The 22049-nt window shown below is 43.2% G+C and carries 16 protein-coding genes; 1 reads left to right on the forward strand and 15 read right to left on the reverse strand.

Going from position 1 to position 22049, the window contains the following annotated elements:
• Positions 1-182 precede the first annotated feature (182 nt).
• On the reverse strand, positions 183-2435 hold the full coding sequence (locus G9U52_RS08330; protein ID WP_166148334.1) for a helix-turn-helix domain-containing protein: 2253 nt from the start codon (positions 2433-2435) through the stop codon (positions 183-185).
• Between the two features lie 308 nt (positions 2436-2743).
• On the opposite strand from G9U52_RS08330, the gene yyaC reads away from it, so the two are divergent.
• Positions 2744-3319 (forward strand): spore protease YyaC, encoded by a 576-nt coding sequence (yyaC, locus tag G9U52_RS08335; protein ID WP_166148337.1) that lies wholly within the window; start codon positions 2744-2746, stop codon positions 3317-3319.
• A 63-nt stretch (positions 3320-3382) separates the two neighbouring features.
• Here the strand turns inward: yyaC and G9U52_RS08340 are convergent, their stop codons facing one another.
• From G9U52_RS08340 to G9U52_RS08405, 14 genes are all read right to left on the reverse strand, one after another.
• Complete coding sequence (locus G9U52_RS08340) at positions 3383-5482, reverse strand: hypothetical protein (protein ID WP_166148339.1); 2100 nt, start codon at positions 5480-5482, stop codon at positions 3383-3385.
• Positions 5479-6492, reverse strand: coding sequence for a DUF4432 family protein (locus G9U52_RS08345; protein WP_166148341.1), 1014 nt, complete (start codon positions 6490-6492; stop codon positions 5479-5481). The genes G9U52_RS08340 and G9U52_RS08345 overlap by 4 nt, the downstream gene beginning before the upstream one ends.
• A gap of 41 nt (positions 6493-6533) precedes the next feature.
• Positions 6534-7541 carry an aldo/keto reductase gene (locus tag G9U52_RS08350; RefSeq protein WP_166148343.1) on the reverse strand — a complete coding sequence of 336 codons (1008 nt, stop codon included), beginning with the start codon at positions 7539-7541 and terminating at the stop codon, positions 6534-6536.
• Positions 7542-7596: 55 nt separating this feature from the next.
• Positions 7597-8631, reverse strand: coding sequence for an aldo/keto reductase (locus G9U52_RS08355; RefSeq protein WP_166148345.1), 1035 nt, complete (start codon positions 8629-8631; stop codon positions 7597-7599).
• Positions 8632-8687: 56 nt separating this feature from the next.
• On the reverse strand, positions 8688-9872 hold the full coding sequence (locus G9U52_RS08360) for an enolase C-terminal domain-like protein (RefSeq protein ID WP_166148347.1): 1185 nt from the start codon (positions 9870-9872) through the stop codon (positions 8688-8690).
• Positions 9873-9971: 99 nt separating this feature from the next.
• Positions 9972-10853 (reverse strand): SMP-30/gluconolactonase/LRE family protein, encoded by an 882-nt coding sequence (locus G9U52_RS08365; RefSeq protein WP_166148349.1) that lies wholly within the window; start codon positions 10851-10853, stop codon positions 9972-9974.
• Entirely contained in the window at positions 10850-13252 is a 2403-nt protein-coding gene (locus G9U52_RS08370; RefSeq protein ID WP_166148351.1) for a beta-mannosidase, read from the reverse strand. The genes G9U52_RS08365 and G9U52_RS08370 overlap by 4 nt, the downstream gene beginning before the upstream one ends.
• Positions 13253-13405: 153 nt before the next feature.
• Entirely contained in the window at positions 13406-14224 is an 819-nt protein-coding gene (locus tag G9U52_RS08375) for a carbohydrate ABC transporter permease (RefSeq protein ID WP_243767229.1), read from the reverse strand.
• On the reverse strand, positions 14221-15144 hold the full coding sequence (locus tag G9U52_RS08380) for a carbohydrate ABC transporter permease (protein WP_207952859.1): 924 nt from the start codon (positions 15142-15144) through the stop codon (positions 14221-14223). Before G9U52_RS08380 ends, G9U52_RS08375 begins: the two co-directional genes overlap by 4 nt.
• A gap of 75 nt (positions 15145-15219) precedes the next feature.
• Positions 15220-16554 carry an ABC transporter substrate-binding protein gene (locus tag G9U52_RS08385; protein ID WP_166148353.1) on the reverse strand — a complete coding sequence of 445 codons (1335 nt, stop codon included), beginning with the start codon at positions 16552-16554 and terminating at the stop codon, positions 15220-15222.
• Between the two features lie 100 nt (positions 16555-16654).
• Entirely contained in the window at positions 16655-18310 is a 1656-nt protein-coding gene (locus tag G9U52_RS41340; protein ID WP_207952860.1) for a sensor histidine kinase, read from the reverse strand.
• Positions 18311-18455: 145 nt separating this feature from the next.
• Positions 18456-19994: a response regulator gene (locus tag G9U52_RS08395; RefSeq protein WP_166148357.1), complete on the reverse strand. Its 1539-nt coding sequence runs from the start codon at positions 19992-19994 to the stop codon at positions 18456-18458.
• 200 nt (positions 19995-20194) lie between these two features.
• Complete coding sequence (locus G9U52_RS08400; protein WP_166148359.1) at positions 20195-21073, reverse strand: carbohydrate ABC transporter permease; 879 nt, start codon at positions 21071-21073, stop codon at positions 20195-20197.
• A gap of 13 nt (positions 21074-21086) precedes the next feature.
• Positions 21087-22031: an ABC transporter permease gene (locus G9U52_RS08405; RefSeq protein WP_166148361.1), complete on the reverse strand. Its 945-nt coding sequence runs from the start codon at positions 22029-22031 to the stop codon at positions 21087-21089.
• Positions 22032-22049 lie beyond the last annotated feature (18 nt).

The raw sequence follows: 22049 nt of genomic DNA on the forward strand, positions 1-22049 counted from the left end.
ACCTGCCCCTCGTATCTAATAATTGTTGTAAAGCTTCTGTCACTCAAATCCTAATCGAATGTGGATATGCAGGCAACGGTTCATATTCCCAGCCATATGCAAATAGCAAAAAACCGGAGCTTTTTAATATAAGCATACCGGTTTAATTTAAGCATATTCCCTTGAGAAGACCCTTTTAAACGCTATTCTGACTGTTCTTTCAACCAATCCCTGTACTTACCTGGTGTCTTGTTCTTCATATTTCTAAAGACTCGAATAAAGCTATTCTCATTCTGATAACCGACCATTTCAGCGATTTCAAAAATTTTGTAATCGGTATCCCTAAGAAGCATTTCGGAATGCTCAATCCTCAGCTTCGTGAGATAATCATAAACCGTTTGTCCGGTTTCCTGCTTAAACAACTGGTTAGCCTGATAAACACTAATCTGCGATGAATCCGCTATATCCTTGACTCCGATATTTTCACTAAGATGCTCCTGCATATAGTCAATTAACCCTTGAATCGCCATATTCGTTTTACTTACCTGTTTTTCGTGGAATCTGGATAAAATTTGACTGATTATTTCATTAAAATAGTTTCTCAAATCATGGATATCCATAGAGTTAATTTTGGGATAAAAATAAGGCTTCATAGCCGCCATAATCGGTCTACCGAATCCCTCGGCTGTTTTCTCCAATGAAATCTGTAGCCTTTCGAGGGCAGCTATCGCCGTCGCCGGCGAATAAGCAATATCCGAGATAGCGTTGAATAGACAGTCGACCCCGACCCACACCTGTGAGTCGTTGCCAGTTTGGAGGGGCTGGTTGATAGCTTGAATGAAAGCTTCATCAATCTCTGCCATTTGGCTTTCGTCCTGTGTTAAAGCGATGTGAATCTGTCCGTATCCCCTATTTAGCCGTTCAGATAAAGCGGCATTGGATTGCCGGTAAGACTGCGATAAATGTAAAACATCGCGGGTCGCCTCACTGAGTCCGATCGATACGGACATTTTCAAATATTTTTGTGCTTCAGCGATCACCCTGTCGCCTATTAGTTGCAATTCTTTCGTGTCTTCATCTTTAGGCTGTAAAAGTAAGTAAAAGCCTTCTTTCCCTTGCTGAACCATAATGCTCAGGCAGCTTTCATTGAAGCATTCCTGGGTAATATTCCCCAAAGCATATAACATTAATTCGGAATCCTCCGGGGTATAACGATTCGACCACTCCCGATAATGATCGATAGACACAACAGCTATATACAGGGGCCCTTGCTGCCACTCTGCAAAATGATCCTTCCATTTTTGATATAGCTCCACGGAATCCGCTTGTTCGAAGCAGGCATCCTCAAGAAATCTCTTGCGAATTTCTGGCATGCTGGTTTTGATTTGTTTAAACATAAAAGAGTGATCGTTTAAAATTTTGGTTGTTAATTTTTCTAAATCAAGCAATTCGGGCTCATTGTACGTTTTTTCAATCGGAATTAAAAGCTTCCTCATCCTTCTGATAGGACCTAGCATCTTGTTATTCGTTATCAGGATGAGCGCTACACTCAAGATGGCAAACAGAATAGAAACTAACAGAACAATGTTACGAAGCCAATATATACCCTTAAACAGGGTATCCTCAGGTAAAACTGAAACAAAGCTCCAGTTGGTGTAGTCCGATTTCAACATATAAAGCAAATATTTATTTCCGTTACTATAAAATGAGGTATGATTGGTTGCCTCTACTGCTTTCACAACATCACCCAGCTCTGTTTCTTGAAGATCCGTGGCATTCTTAATCAGAATAGGTGCTAAAGCAGCATCAAATACAAAATGGCTCCGCCCTAAATCATTTTCAATATAAATTTGATTAGAAAAAATTTTGGGGATAGGTATATTTATGATCAGAATACCTTTTTTCTGAGCATTCAAAATGATCGGCCTGAATAAGGAAATATTCATCTCATTCCGGTTTTTATTTAGCCTTTCTTTCACAATCATACCCGTGATCGATGGAATATCCTTAAGCCATTCGCGATCTGCCAAGAGATTCATGTTCGAAATATAACCAACCGGATTACTTGCAGCAATTCTTTCCTTCTCTATATCATAAATATAAATGGATTCAATATTGTGTGAAATGCTTGCCGCATTAAGAAAGTCGGTCATATTCGTTATTTTATTATAATCATCGTTGTTGCTTTGCAAAAATTCAAGAGTTGCTGAATGAAGAATGATCTGCACGGCTGTCATGTCTATATTTTTTACAAACTGGTCCGTCAAGTCACGGTCTATGGTTAATTTAGTCAGCTCTGGAAGTGCGACTTCCTTCTGCAGGATGCTTTTAGATATTACGTATGACGCCAGGCCTAGTGAAAGAATCAAAATCGATATGACCAAGGTCAGGATGACAAGCAATCGTGATTGAGAATTTTTCATCGTATATTTGAGCCAGAATAATAGACGCTGCATGCTTTCTATCCACCTTACTGCTCTAGTAGTAAAATAACCCCCATGTGCTTCTACTAAGAGGTTCTCCCGTCTTATCTTATACTACTTCCTTGGATTTGAAAACAAACCCTACTAAAAGTTCAGTGGATAATAAGTTTGTTGAGTAATCTGCCGCTCTTAGATTCGACAAAAGAAGTGGTAAGTTGAGGGTAGGAAGTGACATCCTATTTTTTAAAGCGATCGTATAATGATAGATATAATTCATAGTGATAACCGACAACTTGAGAACTGAATATATCCACGTTATATGATCCGAAGGAGGAGGTTCTATGAAAACTGCACCCCTATGCGATGTGTTTAGAGTACCTTATACCCATCCTACAGCCTCCCACCAACTAACTAGAAGACTGATTGCTATTTTCGAGGAGCTTCATCCCAGCCGTAGAGTTGTAATCGTTTGCATTGGAACTGACCGTTCCACCGGTGATTCATTAGGTCCGCTCGTAGGCTTTGCACTCCACAAATATCGCTCATCCTTATTCGATTTGTTCGGTACATTGGCGGAGCCTGTTCAAGCGTTGAATTTGGACAGAACACTTGAACAGCTTCACCGAAATATCTGCGATCCCTTCATTATCGGTATTGACTCCTGTCTCGGTCAATCTTCCAACGTTGGGATCATTCATCTTGCCGAAGGTCCTATTTATCCAGGAAGAGGTGTCAACAAAGTATTGTCCCCAGTTGGAGACATCCATATAGCAGGCATTGTGAACGTTGGGGGTCTAATGGAGCATCTCGTACTTCAAAGCACTCGACTTCACGTGGTTATGCTTATGGCTGATTTGATAGCCCGAAGTATTTTTAGAGCGTTGTTGGTATCCTCAAAAAGCCAGCAGAAATCATAAAGCTTTACAGAAAAAAAGGTCAACCCCAACAGCTTGGTTGACCTTATACACGAGCGATGACTTTCAACGGCCCATATCGATCTCTGCGCTCACAAAGGCGATATCTTCCATGATTTGCGGACGGAATAGCTCCCACGTAAACGGCGTTTCTCCAAGATGCATCAATGGCTGCTCATGGTAATGCGAGTTTGTTACTTTAATCAGGTCTTCCCAATGCTTCGCAGCATGGGGAGCCTTGAGCCATTGTTCTGCTTTCTGACGTTCCGATTCATCACCTGTCCTCTTATACAACTCATAACATACTCCTGCCCGAAGCTTATCCGCAAAATAAAGACTCAATCGAGCCCACGCCTCAATATCTGCTTTTTCACAGCAAAGGGTAGGAGCTGCGTTAACAATCGATTGCAGCAATGCCAATCCATGCTTAGCATCCGCTTCCAAGGTTTCGGCCAACTGAAGAGGTGTGATGAAGCCATCCATAGGTTGATTATTTATCAACCGGTCCACATAGGCTCCGAGTGATAAGAAGGCGGGGTCGAATGGCGTGCTATCCAGCAAATCCTGTAAAGAAATAAACGACTTGCCCGAGTTGTACTCGGCTCGATCCGTTGCTATAAAGCCTTCTGCATATAAGGTGAAATCCCAGGTAAACGAGAAAAATGAAGCGAGTGCCATCGGCATTTTGCAAACCAAGGAATAGGCTTCAAGCATCGGGCCGCCTACGGACTTTCCGTGACGTTTACCTAGAGCATCCGAAAAAACAAGGTCGGGTGTCGAAGGGTCGTACAACAATCTGCCCCACATCATGTAGTAAAGCCAATGCTTCTCAAAGGCATAGGTCCAATCCATATGCGAGCTTCCTTCAATATGGGAGTAATCGATTGCCGGTATAAAACACTCAGACCCGACAAAGTAACCACCAACATAATCCTGGGCATTCTCTGCTATATGTTCACGGATAAAATCAGACTGCGCCCAGCGAAGCGTAAAGAAATCTTCATTGCGAACCATCCAGGTGATTTTATAATTCTGGGGAGGCGGGTTCCAGTATCCTTCCATTCCATTGGAGCCTCCATGTGTCAAAAGAAGCCTCGGGGAGGAATAAGCATGCGACCAGTTGAATTTCACTTCGACCCAAACTGGTTCAGGCAAAAACCCATTGTTTTCTATCGAGGTTCTGGTAACTAAAGGATCTACGGAAAATGGTGCACGGTGAATGAATTTAACCGGTCGTTCGGCTTGCTTCATCCCTTCATAGTAAACGTCTTCGATCCAGTCCTGCCTGTCTTGCGGAGACATATCATGCATTCTTTCCCCTAGAGAGATGCCTAACCCGGTTAAATCAGGATACTCGTTTATGAGCTGGGTAACACTTTCACGGGTGTACTGTTTAATCTGCTCAGTGGAATAAGCATCACCAAAGTAAAATTGTTGATCATCAATGGCATTCTCATCATAATGCTCCTTAAAAGCCTCCGACACAAATATATTCCAGTTGATCATATAGACTTCGATACCACGATCCTTGGCCATCCGAAACAACGTGGTCCAATAATGCTTCCATTCCAATAGTTCTTCATCGGAAAATGGAGTCGCTTGGGGAAAATGGGTCGATCTGATCATGTATGGAAATGGATGAAGATTCCAAAGAGTCAGCACATTGAACCGATTTCCCGCCATCATGTCGAGAAACCTTTGCCAAAACGCGAGATCACGAACGGTTTCCGTCTGCACGTCAAAGCATTCATGCATCCGGTAGCTTGACCAAGGAAGATTAAATTTTAGAGCTCGAAATGTAAATTTAGCATTGATGATAACCTCTGGAATAGCGGTTAGGCTGCCGTATTGCTGGAGCCGCTCTGCGAGTTCAAGCGTTCCGTACATCGCTCCAGACTCATCTTGTGCCAATACAAAAAGCGTCGTGATTCCTTTATGAAGAAACCTCCGAATTTCAAAACCTTCCTGTTCGACCAGGGGATCGATTGCTAACCCAAACCAAGCAGCTTCTTCCTCGCAGCTTGTTATGATAACGTCTGTGTGCTTCGAATCGTTCAATTTTACAAATTCTAGTCTCTCTCCAATCGTATTCATCGCTTCCTTTAACTTGTTAAAAGCAAAGCTTAACATCGGAGAATCTTCCCGAAACGCTGCGGTAATTGTCATAGCACCTTTGCCCCTTTCAATCGTTCTGTATCAAAAATTTCACATTGTAGCATAGTAGCATATTCCTCATTTGGCTGAAGCTCACGAAACGTGCCGTGCTCCAATGAATCGTCGAAGGACGAAAATGCGTCATTTGAGGGTTCAATTCCTATCGTATACATGGTGCTGACATTGTTACTCCAGTATCTTATATACGGAAATGCATCCAATTGCCACTTGAGCAGCACACCGACTCCTTTTTTATGGTTAATCAGCTTGGCCCAAGGCTCACGAATATTTTTTAACACAATAAAAAATTGTTCGTTTGAATTTTTTGGCATTACCTCTTGGATGTTTCTGGTATTTCCTGAGGGCAATGTTATTCGGTCTATCGGCTCCTCAAACCGGGCTAAATCGTCCTTGAACGCGCGGTCATAGCTTCTCGGATGAAACGCTACGCAGTCTGGAACTTCTATAGTAACATTCTCGTCAAGAAATTGTCCTCCGAATGCGGGATGCTGCGTCCATGTAAATTTGACGGCTGAGCTTCCTTGATTACGGATTCGTATTCCTATATATAAATGGGAATCTCCGCGCTTCAACGTGAACGACTTTTCAATATACAGGGGGATGTCCGGCAATTGAACGAAGCAGAGAATACTTGCCGCTTCAGCGTTATTTTGAGTAATCTCGTATTCCCATGGCAGCGTGGCTGCGATACCGCCTGTTTCTTGTGTGATATCGATATGCTCATACCGCGCCCGATGCGGAAGGCAATCCTGCCACCCCCCTGCATATAGCTCCGAGTACATCTTTAATCTTTGTTCGGAAAGGTTCCTATTGTCAAAAACCGCCAGCCCCTTATTCGTCTTCAGAAGAACATCTATCTGCAGCGGCTTATAAATCAATTCAAATACATCAGCTCCTTTTCCCACCAAAATACTGGCCCGCAGTAGCTCATTTTCCAAATACACGACTTTTATAGAGGAAACCATGGTTTCCTTTATCGTACAAGGGCAATTATTCGACATGTTCAATACCATCCTTTTTAGGCTGATACATAGGAAATGAATCAGGTTTTTTTAAACATGGACACTTCTTGCGGAATCGGAAAAATCTGATCAATTCGTTGCAGCACGGATTCCTCCAGCTTGATTTCAACGGCTCGCAGATTATCCTCCAGCTCTTGTACGCTGCTCGGACCTATAATCGGGCTGACGATAGCCGGATTGGTAAGCAGCCAGGCCAGCGATACGTGGGCCTCCTTCTCGCCGAGCTCGCGGCATAGGCTGCTGAACTGCTCCATTTGCGACCGATGCGTCTCCAATAGCATCTGGGCGTCGGCCGTGAGGGATCGGGTAATCGGAGCAGTTACATCGGTTGCCAGCAAGCCTCTCGCCAGCGGACTAAAGATGGTAACCCCGATTCCTAATTCCTTCGCTGTCGGAAGCACGTCCAATTCTGGGAAACGATTAAGCAGGTTATATCCATGCTGCTCCGAAACAAGCCCTGAGAATCGTCTTTCCTTGGCTGCCGACTGCGCTCTCATCAAGTCTCTGCCGGCAAAATTCGAGGAGCCGATATAGTCCACCTTCCCCTGGCGTACCAAGCCCTCGAAAGCTTCCCATAATTCCTCCCACAACACATGCCGATCCACATGGTGCATTTGATAAAGCTCGATATGATCGGTTTGCAGCCTTTTTAGCGATGCCTCAACGTGGCGGCGGATTTTGTACAAGGATAAGCCCTGAGCTTTGTTGGGACCGTCAAGTTCATCCTGTTCAAATACACGTCCGACTTTGGTGCCCAAAACTACACGCTCACGGCGGTTACCACCTTGGGCAATCCATCGCCCTATGATTTCCTCAGCTTCTCCGCGGTGCCCGACACCGCCGTAAACATTAGCCGTGTCGAAAAAATTAATTCCGGCATCCAGCGCCGCGTCCATGATTCGAAACGCTTCTTGCTCGCTGATGCTTCCGTATTCCCCTTCTTTGGACCCCATGCCCCCGAAAGCTGCCGTACCTAGGCATAGCCGGCTCACCTTCAAGCCTGAACGCCCCAAATACCCGTATTTCATTGATGTCCCTCCTTAGAGTTTCGCATAGCCAAACTTACTTCGTGACATGCCTTCATCAGGTTCTTTTAAACATGGATACTTCGCTCGGCACAGGGAATATCTCATCGATCTGCTTCAGCGTCGATGCATCCAGCTCAATTTCAACAGCACGCAGTGTATCCTGCAGCTCTTCCACGCTGCTAGGACCTATTATAGGGCTGGATATAGCAGGCTGGGCAAGCAGCCAGGCCAGCGATACATGAGCCTCCTTCTCACCGAGCTCACGGCAAAGGCAGCTGAACTGCTCCATTTGCGACCGATGTGTTGCCAACAGCATTTCAGCGTCATCGGTAAGCTTACGGGTAATCGGGCGCATAACATCCAGGGCAAGCAAGCCTCTGGCCAGCGGACTAAAGATCGTAACGCCGATGCCCAGTTCCTTCGCGGTCGGAAGCACATCCAGCTCAGGGAGGCGATTGAGCAGGTTATATCCGTGCTGCTCCGAAATAAGTCCCATAAAATGTCGTTCTTTAGCTGCCGCTTGCGCTTTCATCAAATCTCTGCCGGCAAAATTGGAAGACCCGATATAGTCTACCTTCCCTTGGCGCACCAAGCCCTCGAAAGCCTCCCATAGTTCCTCCCACAGCACATGTCGATCCACGTGATGCATTTGGTAAAGCTCAATATGATCGGTTTGCAATCTTTTAAGTGAGGCTTCGAAATGTCGGCGAATTTTATACAAGGACAAGCCTTGCGCTTTATTCGGGCCGTCGATCTCATCCTCTTCAAATACCCGCCCTACTTTCGTAGCCAGCACTACTTTCTCACGGCGGTTGCCGCCTTGGGCAAACCAGCGGCCGATAATTTCCTCAGTTGCTCCCCGATGTCCAATCGTTTCACCGCGAAGTCTTACGCCGCCATAAACATTGGCGGTATCGAAGAAATTAATACCCGCATCCAGCGCGGCGTCCATAATTCTGAACGCTTCCTTCTCACCGATGCTGGCGTATTCCCTTTCTTTGGTTACCAAGCCTTCTACACCAAATGCTGCCGTACCCAAGCACAGCTTACTTACCTTCAAGCCTGAACGCCCCAAATAACCATATTTCATCCTTATCTCTCCCCTCTAGTTTCACAAAAAACTTACTTCGTAAGCAACTACATTAGCTATGCTGTAATTTGATCTTTGCTTTCGATACTGCTTTCATCTAGTTCAATTCCAAGTCCTGGTTGTTCAGGTAAAGAAAGAAATCCATTAACGGGTATGAGCTTATCCTTGTGAAAATGGCTTTGCTGCTTCTGGTATAAGACCAAATATTCCAAATAAGGGCAAACGGAAGGCGGAAGTGATGCAATGACATGCAGGTTGGGCAGTACCGTGCATCCATGAGGAACGAATTGGACATCAAACGTTTCCGCAAGTATGCCGATTTTGCGCAATTCCGTAATCCCTCCGGTCCAATCGGGATCTGGCTGGGCATAGCTCAAGAGTCCTTGATCAAGAAAAGGCCGGAAGTCTTTGCGTGTGTACAGATGCTCCCCTGCAGCTAGCTGTATGGCTCCTCGTTCTTTGAGCACCCGATAGCCGTCTAATTGATGGGGTGGCAATGGCTCCTCCAGCCAAAGCGGCCGCAAATCCCGCAGTTGGTCCATCATATCCACTGCATAAGGAACATTCCAGCCCATCCAACAGTCAAGCATAAAATCGTTATCGCTGCCGATCGCTTCCCTTACTTCATGCGCCATTCTGAGATTGATCGCCTTCCCTGTTCCTCCACTGGAGGGTCCGTGCCTGAAAAACCATTTTTGTGCCTGATATCCCTCTTTAACCAAAGCCTTCGCCTGCTCGCCAACCTTCCCGGCCTCAATTGAATATCCGAGTGTGCTTGCATATACCGGAATTTGTGTCCGCGTCGGCCCGCCAAGCAATCGGTAAACAGGTGTATTATAAAATTTGCCGCGTAAATCCCAGAGCGCACAATCTACCGAACTAAGCGCCATCATGTAATAACCATTGCGTCCATGCCGGTCATATCTCATTTGGTCCCACAAGCGTTCAATATCCAATGGATCCTGACCAATTAGAAAAGGCCTTAGCTTCTTGACAATGATATCCGCTTGTTCCTCATAAACAAGTGGGCCATATAATCCTTCAAGACCCTCATTCGTATGAATATTCACATAATAGCGAATAAGCGGCAAACGCTTGTTCGAGCTATCTAACAACGATGACTGGTTGCGCAGGTTATACTCCGAATACATATCCAAAGGGGAGGCAGAGCGTTCTTGATGCTCCCATTTCTGATCGATAGCTCCGGTTAACCTAAACACTTGGACATCGGTAATTTTCATAAGTATCTCTCCCATGTATGCCCATGCTCTAAATCTATCTATTATGTCTATGCGTCATGATCGGTCCTGAACCGTCATTGAGTGCTGCTTCACTAGCTATTATACAGCCCCACAAACCTTAAGCTTGATGCTATATAAAGCTGATGATGCCGTAATAAACAATGTAGTCCCTATTGGTGAATCCGGTGGCGAGCCGAAGCATAAATTGGCAGCGACCTCGGGAAATTCGATTCTGCCTAACCTTTCTCCAGACGGTGCGAAAATCCAGACGCCTCCGGGACCGGTAACATACACATTGCCCAATTGATCAACCTTCATTCCATCCGCTGCACCTGGACCTGCCGCTGTATCCATCTCCGCGAACAACCGTCCATTTTTCAAGGTTCCGTCCGAGACCACATCAAACGCCCTAATATGCTGCTTGCTTGTATCATCAATGTACAATAGCGATTCATCCGGTGAGAAAGCTAAACCATTAGGCCGCTTAAAATCATCAACAAGTAAATCCACAGTGCCAGTTACCGGATCACAGCGGAATACACCGTTGAACGGTAGCTCTTGGGTATCGCCCAGCATCGTGCTGTAAGGATCGGAAAAATAAACCGTTCCATCTCGCTTCACAATGACATCATTGGTGTTGTTTAGGCGGTTTCCTTGGAAATGAGTAGCCAGTCCCACTATAGTACCGTCCTCTTCTGTTCGTGAAATGCGTCGAGTTACAGATTCACAAGCGAGCAGTCGGCCCTCCGCGTCAAGGGTAAGACCCACGGCTCTATTACTTTGCTCCGTATATAGCTGCAGTCCAAACGCATAGCTCCATGTATAAATTCGGTGCTTGGGGAAATCCGTAAAATACAATTGGTTCTTACGGGAGCACCAAACGGGCCCTTCCGAAAAGACGAAGCCGGAAGCCAGCTTTTGCAAGCCTTCACCGGCTTCAACAATTTCATTCAACCGCTCGGAATATTGGATAATCGTCATCGTGCAAACTCTCCTTTACTTGCAAATGGTGAATAATAGGCCTTGGCGGTAATTGTCCCCTTATTGTGCTTACCTAGTATCTTTACCTGCTTGGTTTCACCGGGAAGCAGATCAAAATAGTTGTCCTCAAACAACCAGCCAAACTCATCCCCTTCATTATCGCCTTGCAGTTCGATGCTCCGTGCAAATTGATCCGTGGTTAGCTTTACAGTATCACCGTTGATTTCCATGCTTAGCTTGGCTTCAGGAAAACGCATATGCTTCTCAATATCTACAAAATCATTTGTTCTGGAAATGATCTCGCCGTTTTCATCAACCAAATAAGCATGTAAAATATATGTTCTTGAAAATTGTTTAAATTCATTGAGATTGGTGATCAGATTCGATTGTCCCGAAGCTACACGGACGCTTTTCTTGATCTCTTGTACATACTCATTGGTATTCGGATTAAAGAGTTTCATGTATAAAGTTCCTTCTACATCCTCAGAGCTATCGTTAACGATCCAAAGATAGATAAAGTTTTGCACGTCAAAAGTTAGCAGGAGAGGTTCATAAGCTCTCTTAACCGCATAATAAGGAATATATGGTTCACCGTAATAATCAATCATACTCCCATATATAACAGGCCATGAATCATTCCATCTGCATACAAAATGGCCTTGGCATACCCGTGCTCCATCGGGATTGTCCGCTGGCTTGCCTCTGCGGTTATTTTCAAGTACCTTTCTTAAATAGTAGCCGTGAGCAGCTCCGAATTTGTAAACAGCCGATTCCAGGCTATCCGAATCGTAAAACAGCTCAATCGGAGGAATCTTTGTCCATCCAAAGGCGGATGTCCGTTCCGTCCACGTATCTGGCCATGGATACTTATCCTTGCTCGTAATCATCCCTTTGTACTCCGCTGGCCATGCTCTTTCTTCTCCCATAAATCTCACAAAGCTTTTAACGGAGGGTGGTGATGTCCTGATTTCCTCCGCAATCATAATCGGATAATCTGCTCCTGGCACATACCAGGTATTCGTATAGCTATGCGTATCGCCTTGCAGCGGGTCGTTACTATATGCGCCCCCGTAGGGCGAGTTGATATGATAATACCTGTCGGGGTCCAATGTTTCGCATACCTCTTTATAATCCTCAAGAAATATTTCCCCACCTATATAGGCCTCTCCCGGAAGTACAAACTCCGCACCCATAAAGCATTCATTGCCTCCACACCAAAAAAGAATAGAAGGGTGATGCTTCAGCCGCTTAACCTGATGCTCGGCTTCTTTTTTACATAAATCCCGATATTCCGACGTATCCGGATACATTCCGTAATCATGAAAAAACTCCTGCCAAATCAATATGCCCCTTCTATCGGCTTCCTCATAAAATCCGTCCCCGTACTTGTTCGCTCCTCCCCAAATTCTCTGGGCGTTCATATTGCAATTTTCCAGCATATCCAGCAGCTTGTTGGATTGCTCATTATCCCAGCAATGGGTTATCCCTTGCAGCGGTGCCGATTGGGCACCCCACAATTTAACCGGCTTTTGATTAATAATAAACTCAAAGGGCGATACCATTACAGCCTCTCTAAAGCCGATTGATCTCACATCGGTATCTTTGACTTCACCATTCACTATGGCACTTACCGTAACCTCATAAAGCGGCTGTTCCCCATAACCCCTCGGCCACCACAATTGCGGATTATCGACGGTCAGCTCACATTCTTGACTCCATACTCCATCAGAAGCACAACGGATGAACTGGCTGTGTTCTGTAATGATCCTACGGTTAGGTGCTGTAACCGAAAATCCCAATAAGCTTCCTTCTACAAATCCGCTCCCGCTTACTGTGAACTTGATCACACCTTGCCTGTATCCATCCAAAAGGCGGATTGAAATATCCGTTTCCAATAGCTCAAGCTCATCGATGATTTCCAGGAAAATGGGTTCATGAATGCCTATCCGCGTAAAATAAGGCTTTGCCCCCAAATAATCGGTGAAATCCTGTTCGTTTTTCCTTATAAGACGACTGGGCCGAATTTTCCCTATCCATGCTTCCGGCAATTGCAAATTCTTGATGAATTCAAAAGGTGAATGGAAGTGGAGGATCAAGCTGTTTTCTTCCTCCAGCTGCCCTGTGACATCCAGCCTGATCGGTACATACATATCGTTATGATAAGCCAGATGCTTCCCATTCAAATAAATATCGACCAAAGTATCAAGCCCTTTAAAATGTAAATAAGCCTTCTTGCCAGGAGCTGGACATGTAAAGCTATGCTTGTAAATCCAGTCCTTCTCTGCTACCCACAAGCATGCCTCGGTTTTACCCCATATAGTCGGATCCTCGATGATGCCTTCTCTTAACAAAATTTCGTGAACCTGAGCGGGAACGTTGGTTTTTATCCACCCGTTCACCAAATCCATACCTCCGGCCAAATTCAAATGCTCGAATGGGTCAAATGCTTTGATCTCCCACGATTGGTTTAGATTAATGATGGTCTTTATATGAATTCACCCCTTTACATAGATGGATCTCAAATACATCCGTTAAACATTCATCCATAACCTTCATCCCTTAATGCTTCCTCCAACCAGTCCCCGAATCAGATGCTTGGATCCGAAACCAAACATAATGAGAATGGGAATCGTCGACATGGCCAGCGCCAAAATTCTAGCAGAATAATCGGTTCGGTATTCGCTGCTTAACAGGGAAATGGCAAGCGGTATCGTATACAGCTTCTCCTTGTTGATAAGAACAAGCGGTGTCAAATAATTGTTCCATGACCACAGGAAGAATAGCATGAAAAGCGTAATGAGCGCCGGCTTGATAACTGGCAAAATAATCCGGGTAAAAATACCGAAATCACTGCATCCATCCAGCCTGCCACTTTCAATAATTTCACTTGGAACCGCACTAGAAATGTATTGAGTCATCCAGAATACGCCAAAAGCATTCGCTATACCGCCAATGATCAACGGATACAGCGTGTTGACGAGCCCCAGCCATCTCATTTCAACCACAAATCCGATCAGACCCAATTGAGGGGGAATCATCAAAGTACCGATAATAAAATAATACAGAAACTTCTTCCCCTTAAAGTTATACTTGGCAAAGGTGAATCCCGTTAAAGCACTGATAAAAACCGCCAGTACCGTATGTGTTAAGGAAACGAACAAGCTGTTCATATAAAAGTTGAGAAAGTTTTGAGCCATTACCGTTTTGAAATTTTCAATTAAATAATTGCCCGGCAATATCTTGAAGCCCGTATACAAATCTTCACTAACATAGGTTCCCATAATAATCATCGTATAAAAGGGGATCAAAGAAAATAAGGATAAAATCGTCACGAACATATATACCGGCAGCCTTACCAGAAATTTAATCAATGTGACGACTCCTCCTCCCCGCGATTCATAAATTTCATTGAAATAAAAGAAATAATGGCGATGACCATAAAAAGGCTATAAGCAATCGCAGATCCATACCCAAAGTCAAAGCTGTGGAAGGCTACATCATAATATCTCATAACTACGGTCAGAACTGCATGATCCGGTCCACCGATCGGCTGTGATGCGGATTGAAATAGAAGCTGAGGCTCATCAAATAATCGGAAGCCGTTAATGATACTGGTCGTTACAACAAAAATCATAATGGGCTTCAGCATCGGAATGGTAATATAAATAAAACAATCCAGCCACTTGGCGCCGTCGATTTTTGCAGATTCATAAAGCTCTTCCGGTATGGTAGATAAACCGGACAAAAACAGCACCATCTTGTAGCCAAATGTCGTCCAGGTTTGCATAATTATTACCACAACCCGCGATGCCCACGGAAGGCCTAGCCAGTAAACGGATTCAAAGCCCATTTTCGTCAATAGGACATTAACGGAACCATTTTTCCAATCAAACAGAATTTGAAATATGATCCCTATAGCTACTGGTGTTGTAATATACGGTAAAAAGTTAATCAATTGAAGGACACTGCCCGACTTACGGAAGAAATCCTTCAAAAAAACGGCTAGTAAGAGACCTAATATGATTTCTAACGGGATAGTAATCACAATGATCAATACCGTGTTGTACAACGAAGTATAAAACAACGGGTCATTCGTAAATATTCGAGTATAGTTTTTCAAACCAATAAAGGTCATTTCACCAATACCATCCCATTTGGTTAAGCTAATCACTAGCGAAAAGAGTATGGGAAACAAACCAAAAGCTATATATAAGAAAAAGTAAGGGGTAATCATCAAATAGGGAGTCGCTTTTTTTCCAACCCGCAGCAAAAATATCACCTTCCAGTTCAATAATATGAATACTAAAGGGGCTTGCGGTTAAACCCAAACCCCTTCATTTCATCCTGCTATGCATGTATCGTGCTTTTATTGAACCTTCAGGTCCGGCTGCTTGCCGGTAAGGTCGCCTTCCATTTTCTTAATCAGTTGTTCCACGTTAACGTCGCCGTTCGCGGATGCATTTATGGTTTTCATGGCGACATTGATGGAATCATCAATATCTTGATCGTATTTGCTCGGTAAACGTACCGATTTGATTTTTGGAAATACATCGGTTGTAAAGGCCTTCATAACATCCTGACCGGCAAAGTGTTCGTCCTTTTTCGAATAGAAATCGGGCTTATCATAAATCGGCTTGAATGGTGAAAAATTCCCTTTGTAATCACGTGCCACTTCAGAGCCTTTTTCGGTAAGGAATAAGAATTTAATAAACTCTACAGCACCTTGTTTATTTTTCGCTTTTTGCGGTACTCCCTGTACCGTTCCACCCAATGGGAATGGACCGCCAGGAGGAATCATGAAGCCCCAACGACCAATCCCGTTCTTATCATTAGTCTTGATCGTAAATTCAACCGACCAGTTGGCGCATGGATAGAAGATATGGATATTATCCGTATAGGAAGCATTGGCTGCTGGGGAGTTAGCATCCAGTACATCAATAATTCCCGCTTTTTTCATTTGTACAAGCTTCTCTAGTAAGGGTCCAGCACCTTGCTTCAAGTTAAGGTTGTTACCTTGAACGAAAGGCGTACTCGTTTGTCCTTTTAGAAATGCATACGCATCACCTAGGCTTGCAAACATGAATGCGCTTCCATTCGATTTCTCTTTAACTTCGATTCCTTTTTTAATAAACGTATCCCAATCCGTAAATATTTTCTGCATTTCTGCCGGATCATCTGTACCAAAGTATTCCTTGGCCATTGCACGTTTATAGGCCATACCCGCTACCGAAGGAGCTTCAGGACCAACATATACACCACTTTCGGTTGTTTCCAATGGAAGCAAGTAATCCAAAACCTGAGATTTATCGAAATTATAAGGCGCTTTGGAAATGTCCTCCCATATATTCAGAGACAGCAGCTTTCCACGATAGGTTTGTTCGAGCCAGGCAATATCCGGAAGATCTGCCCCAGATGCCAGTGCAGTCTGCAGTTTTTGGGCCATATCCTTGCTCTCAACCGCCGTGAGAACAATATTGTACTGCGGGTAGAGCTTGGTAAATTCCTCGTTGAGCTTAGTACGGGATTCTGATTTGTCCCACAGCCAAATATTAATATCCGTCTTTTTAGCCGTCATTCCCGCACCTGGTTTTTCATCGGCACCAGCGGATGGCTTACTTTCACTACTGCAAGCAGCTAGCATCGACCCCATAATCGCAGCTAGAATAACAATGGACAACCATCTAAAAACGGTCCTTCTCATACATCGTCCTCCTCATTTATCAATCACGTTCTTCCTTAAATATAGCATCGCAACTTTTCGGAGGGTATGTATCAAAATTATTATAAGTTATACATTTTTATTATTTTGATGGATCTGCTAAACTTGAAGGGATCATAAAATATATCCGAGTTCCTTCATTTAGAACGCTGGCAATATTCAAAATACTAGTATCCCCATATAGCAGCTTGAGGCGATTGTTAACATTCAATAACCCAATATGATCAAGATCTTCATGAAGGGACAACGAGGACATCTGGTCACGCAGCTTCTCCAACTGTTGATTATGAATTCCTACACCGTTATCTTCAACACTTACCGAAAGAGCCCCATATTCAAGAGTAATCCGAATTTTTATCCATCCTTTTTCCGAAACAGGTAATAAACCATGAAATATACTATTCTCTACAAGCGGATAAAGGATCATTCTTGGAATTTTGTACGCTCTACAGGACTCATCAACATCCCAAATCACTTCAACTCTGTCATTGTATCTGAATGTAAGAATTTTCGTATAATCTTCAATATACTTAATCTCATCCTGTATAGAAGAGAGCGTTTCCGGCTGCGTTTTAATTGTTCTCTGCAAGAAGGATATAAAGGCTTTCGTAAGTGCGGCAATGTCTGGAGCATCTGCCTTTCTAGCTAAATAAATAACAGAATTTAATGTATTGTAAATAAAATGCGGGTTAATTTGATACATGAACATTTTGAGCTCCAGCTCCCGCTTCTTCTTTTCCATAAAAACCGACTCATCTACGAGAATTTTGATGTCTTCGACCATTTTATTGAATACTTGAGCTACCTCTTCAATCTCATCCCCGCTGGTCACTGCAATATGGGTATGCAGCTCTCCTTTGGAAACCTGCCTCATACCGCGAATCAGCTTCATCAGAGGCTTGGTAACATTCGTAACTACCGGATAAATAATGATGGACATGATAAACAAACAGATCATGATGATGGATAATAATACATAATTGATATACTTCATATTGGCATTGATTTTATTTTCCGAAATAATACCATATAGCTTCCATTGATAGATCGGAAAGGACTCCATAATATAATACTGTCCGTCTTTATACATGGCCTTCTCCGATATCTGGGGTTTGCTTATGATTTCCGCAGGTATTGCGTCGACAGTCTCATCCTCAGGGGCATAAACGACATTCTGATCTTTGTCAAAGGTAAGAATTTTCATCCCCAGTGACGGATCAATTAACATCGGCTTCACCAATACATGGTAATCAAGATGGATCAGCAGCTTCCCCAAATAAACATTAGCGTTTTGCTTGTCGTAAATATTCATCACATAGGTCACAACGTCCAGACGGGATGTATTCGCGTGATTGGAAACAACATGCCGTTTAGAAACTCCGTTGTATACCTCGTTGTACCTGAAATCATTGTACCAATCCTCTTTTAAATAGCTCGAATACAAATCATTCATTTCAAGCACTTTATTGTGATTATCCACGACAACCATATCTACAATGGTCTTGTCCCTTAGCAAGCTATGTTCCTTCAATATCGTTTCCAGCTGAAGATTGATTACATAATAATCGTAGCCTTGCGTAACCGACATTTTTTTGAGCAGGGTTTGTACCTGGTCGCTCACCACGATACCTTTCGCGTAATTAACCGTATCCTCCATGAGATAGGATACCTGCTGTGAAATCTTGACTACGATGGTTTGATTATCCTTGACAATTTGTTTGCTCAGGATTGGGTTCACATACAAATAAATTGAAAAGCCGCTTAAGCCAACCGACAAAAAGATAGAAATAAACGCAACTGCGATAATCTTTGTTCTGATCTTTCTATATCTAAAAAAATATGGCATTGGATCCATACTCCCCGACTTTGAATGTGACTAAATCCTACTCATGGTCACCCGGATTTTTCCCAGTTATCTTTTTGAAGGTTTTGGTAAAATATTGCACGGTCTGATAGCCTACCATGGAACTGACCTCATATACCTTATAATTGCCTGATTCCAAAAGCTCCTTAGCCTTTTCAATCCGATATTTCGTGAGGTAGATGACAAACGAAACCCCAACCTCCTTCTTAAACAACTGGCTTGTATAAATCAGGCTGAACCCCACCCGGTTCGAAATCTCATCCAAGGTGATATCCTTCTGATAATTGGCATGAATATATTGCAGCAGCTCCCTGATTTTTTTACTGTACCTGGAGCTGGCTTCCTCCTCTAATTGATCTACTATGTTTTTAAACCATTCCGAAATTTGGAACACATTCTCAAGTTGTTGTATTTCCATTAATTTTTCAAAAGGCTCAATGATTTGAGTATGCCTAGCTGTCCCTTTAAGATTAATCAAACGGATTAACTCAAATATACAGTTTCGAAGCAATTTCACATCCTGAAGGGACGTTAAGCGATGGATGAACAGCTCATCAAGGCTTTTATGAACATCGATGAAGCGTTCTTGAATAAGCTCTTCCTGTATTTCTTTTAATTTTTGCTTGATGGAAGCTTGCTGAAGCTCGATATCTAACGGCATTGGGGCTTTAGTCAAGATACTGTTCACTTTTCTGAAAATTTTCAGGGCAAAAATTTCCTTGGTTTTCTGAAGCCCGCCTCTAATATCAGAGTAGTTTTCAAAAACAGGCCCGATTGCTATTGAAACCGTACGGCGAAAATGAGTTGAAATATGTAATTGAAGCTGATGGGCAAACACAGAGCTGTATTCAAGAATTTTTCTTTCGCTATAGTATTCGGGAATTTTAAAAAATATAAGGTAATCCTGCTCATACAAATCCACAACCTCAGCTTCAATTTCATGAAATACCTGGGTGTACAGGAACTCCATCCATTCATTTCGATCTACATGCTGAGGGCTGTTAGAAGAAGCAAGCTTATCTGCTGTTAGCTGATCAATACCAAAAATAATGATCCCTGTTCGACCCTGCCACCGAAACAGATTACCCGGATTCATCTCCACATCACCATGGTGTCCTTCAATCCGCTTCAGGAACATCCTGAGATGCTCCTTCCGAGCCAAATAGTCCATACTTTCTTCCTCTGTCATTTGGTGCTTCAATTTGTTCAATTCCTGGATTAGCAAGCCGCTGTCCAGCTCATGCTTCAGCACGTAAGAGTGAATGCCCAAATTAATCGCCTCACGTGCAAAATCAAAGTCTCCGTAAGCTGTCAGTAATATAATTTTTTTGTTTTTTTGTATTCTCAAAATACGGTTAATCATTTCTAATCCGCCCATTACAGGCATCTTGATATCCGTTATGATAATATCAGGATTCTGCTCCATACATATCCGCAGTCCTTCTCCTCCATTCCTGGCTTCGGCTGTTATCGTAAAACCATGCTTCTCCCAGTCAATCAAATGCTTGATATCTTCTCTTACTATATCTTCGTCTTCGACGATCATCACTTTCAACATATTCAAATCACCTCTACACATTCAAAGAATAGTAGTATTTAAACAACCGAGATGAATATTGATGCTAGAATATTTCTTAGATTACACTTGAATATTAGGAACATCAATAGACAAAAATTGCCCTTTAGCCAATAATAAGGGAGTTCACAATTCCAGCATCAAAAAAAGCCTGATTAACAGGCTTTTTACGTATAATTATTTTAACCCTTAACGGATCCAAGCATAACACCCTTAGCAAAATGCTTCTGTAAAAACGGGTATACCAGAAGAATCGGCACCATAGCCAGCACAATAGATGCCATCCGAATGGTTTCTTGCGGAATGACCCTATCATCGCTGCCCCCTCCTGCTCCAACGCCATTGGAGTCAGAATCGATCACCAGCGATTTGACCAGCACTTGCAGTGTCCATTTCTTAGCATCAGTTAAATAGATTAAGGCATTGAAATACGTATTCCAGTAGGAAACCGCAAAAAACAATGTGAAAGCGGCAATTGCCGGCATCGACAACGGAATAACAATACGCCAAAAGACACCGATGTCCGAGCAGCCATCTATATGAGCAGCATCTTCAAGCTCAGAAGGCAATGATTCCAGAAAGCTTTTAATAATGATCAAGCTCCATGCATTGGTCAAGCCCGACAAGATTAAGGACCAATGTGAATTTAAAAGCCCAAGCTCCTTGATCAGTAAATAATTGGGCAAAATCCCCGCACTAAAAACTAGTGTAAAAACGACTCCACTTAGCATCATTTTCCGACCGGGTACGTTTTTTCTTGCCAGTACGTAAGCAAATGTAAACGAAACAACAACACTGAGCACCGTTCCAATCACGGTAACAAAAACCGTGCTTTTTAAAGCGTTAATAAAGCTGTTGGTTGACAAAATATACTTGTATGCAGATAAAGACCATTTTTCCGGAAACAAATAAAATTGCAGGGGTACATATACCTCAGGATCCGTAAAGGAAACGCTGAACACATAAATAAATGGAAACACACATAGTAACGAAATCAATCCCAGCAGTGTATAATTCACATAATCAAAAAGAGTCAACCTTTTAGTTGCAACGAAGCTCAACTTTACTTCCCCCTTAATAAATGCCCTCTTGGCCCATTTTTTTCACCACATAGTTCGACAGCATGACCAGGACCAAGCCCACAACACCCTTAAACATGCCTACCGTCACACCAACGCTAATCTTGCCGCCGAGGATTCCGATGGTATAAGCATAAGTATCGAATACTTGTGAGACAGATGTAACTAACGGGTTGTTCATGAGTAGAAGTTGTTCGAATCCAACATCCGCCATATGACCGAGACGCAGGATCAGCAGAATGATGATGGTCGGACGAATAGCTGGCAGCGTAATATGCCAGATTTGCTTCATTCGTGAGGCTCCGTCCATAACAGCAGCCTCATACTGCTGAGGATCGACGCCTGCCATGGCAGCCAAGAATATAATGGTTCCCCAGCCCACTTCTTTCCACATGCTTTGAAGCGTGAGCATGCCCCAATAATAGTTGGGCGTAGACAAAAAAGATATCGACTCATAACCAAAGCTAGTAATAATTTTATTAACAATACCCACGTCCGTAGATAGCATGAAAAAGGTCATACTGGCCACGACGACCCAAGATAGAAAATGAGGTAAATAGACGATGGATTGATTAATTCTCTTGAATACTTCATGTCTGACTTCATTCAACATCAGCGCCAATAGAATAGGTACGGGAAACATAAATACAATCCCAAAAATATTTATGGCAAACGTGTTTCTCAACATGATATAGAAGACTTCACTTGTGAACATTTCGGTAAAATTCGTGAAGCCGATCCAAGTGCTCCCCCAAAGCCCTTTATAGGGGTTGTATTCTTTGAATGCAATCAAAAGCCCCCATAATGGGGCGAATTTGAATAGGAGAAAGTAAAGGATGCCCGGCGTAGCCAGCACGTACATCCATTTGTTCTGCAAGATAGTCGACCACAGACGAGAGCGAGCCCGCTGTCTGCCTTGCTGCTTAATAGCAACTTCCATTGAAAGCACCTCATTTAT

The organism is Paenibacillus agricola (assembly GCF_011440305.1).
Classification (GTDB): Bacteria; Bacillota; Bacilli; order Paenibacillales; family NBRC-103111; genus Paenibacillus_S; species Paenibacillus_S agricola.

What these genes read in the sequence shown, in the direction of transcription:
- G9U52_RS08345 (WP_166148341.1), bottom strand. Translation starts at nt 6,492, where the DNA reads ATGTCGAATAATTGCCCTTGTACGATAAAGGAAACCATGGTTTCCTCT.
- G9U52_RS08360 (WP_166148347.1), bottom strand. Translation starts at nt 9,872, where the DNA reads ATGAAAATTACCGATGTCCAAGTGTTTAGGTTAACCGGAGCTATCGAT.
- G9U52_RS08340 (WP_166148339.1), bottom strand. Translation starts at nt 5,482, where the DNA reads ATGACAATTACCGCAGCGTTTCGGGAAGATTCTCCGATGTTAAGCTTT.
- G9U52_RS08405 (WP_166148361.1), bottom strand. Translation starts at nt 22,031, where the DNA reads ATGGAAGTTGCTATTAAGCAGCAAGGCAGACAGCGGGCTCGCTCTCGT.
- G9U52_RS08330 (WP_166148334.1), bottom strand. Translation starts at nt 2,435, where the DNA reads ATGCAGCGTCTATTATTCTGGCTCAAATATACGATGAAAAATTCTCAA.
- G9U52_RS08350 (WP_166148343.1), bottom strand. Translation starts at nt 7,541, where the DNA reads ATGAAATACGGGTATTTGGGGCGTTCAGGCTTGAAGGTGAGCCGGCTA.
- G9U52_RS08355 (WP_166148345.1), bottom strand. Translation starts at nt 8,631, where the DNA reads ATGAAATATGGTTATTTGGGGCGTTCAGGCTTGAAGGTAAGTAAGCTG.
- G9U52_RS08365 (WP_166148349.1), bottom strand. Translation starts at nt 10,853, where the DNA reads ATGACGATTATCCAATATTCCGAGCGGTTGAATGAAATTGTTGAAGCC.
- G9U52_RS08385 (WP_166148353.1), bottom strand. Translation starts at nt 16,554, where the DNA reads ATGAGAAGGACCGTTTTTAGATGGTTGTCCATTGTTATTCTAGCTGCG.
- G9U52_RS08395 (WP_166148357.1), bottom strand. Translation starts at nt 19,994, where the DNA reads ATGTTGAAAGTGATGATCGTCGAAGACGAAGATATAGTAAGAGAAGAT.
- yyaC (WP_166148337.1), top strand. Translation starts at nt 2,744, where the DNA reads ATGAAAACTGCACCCCTATGCGATGTGTTTAGAGTACCTTATACCCAT.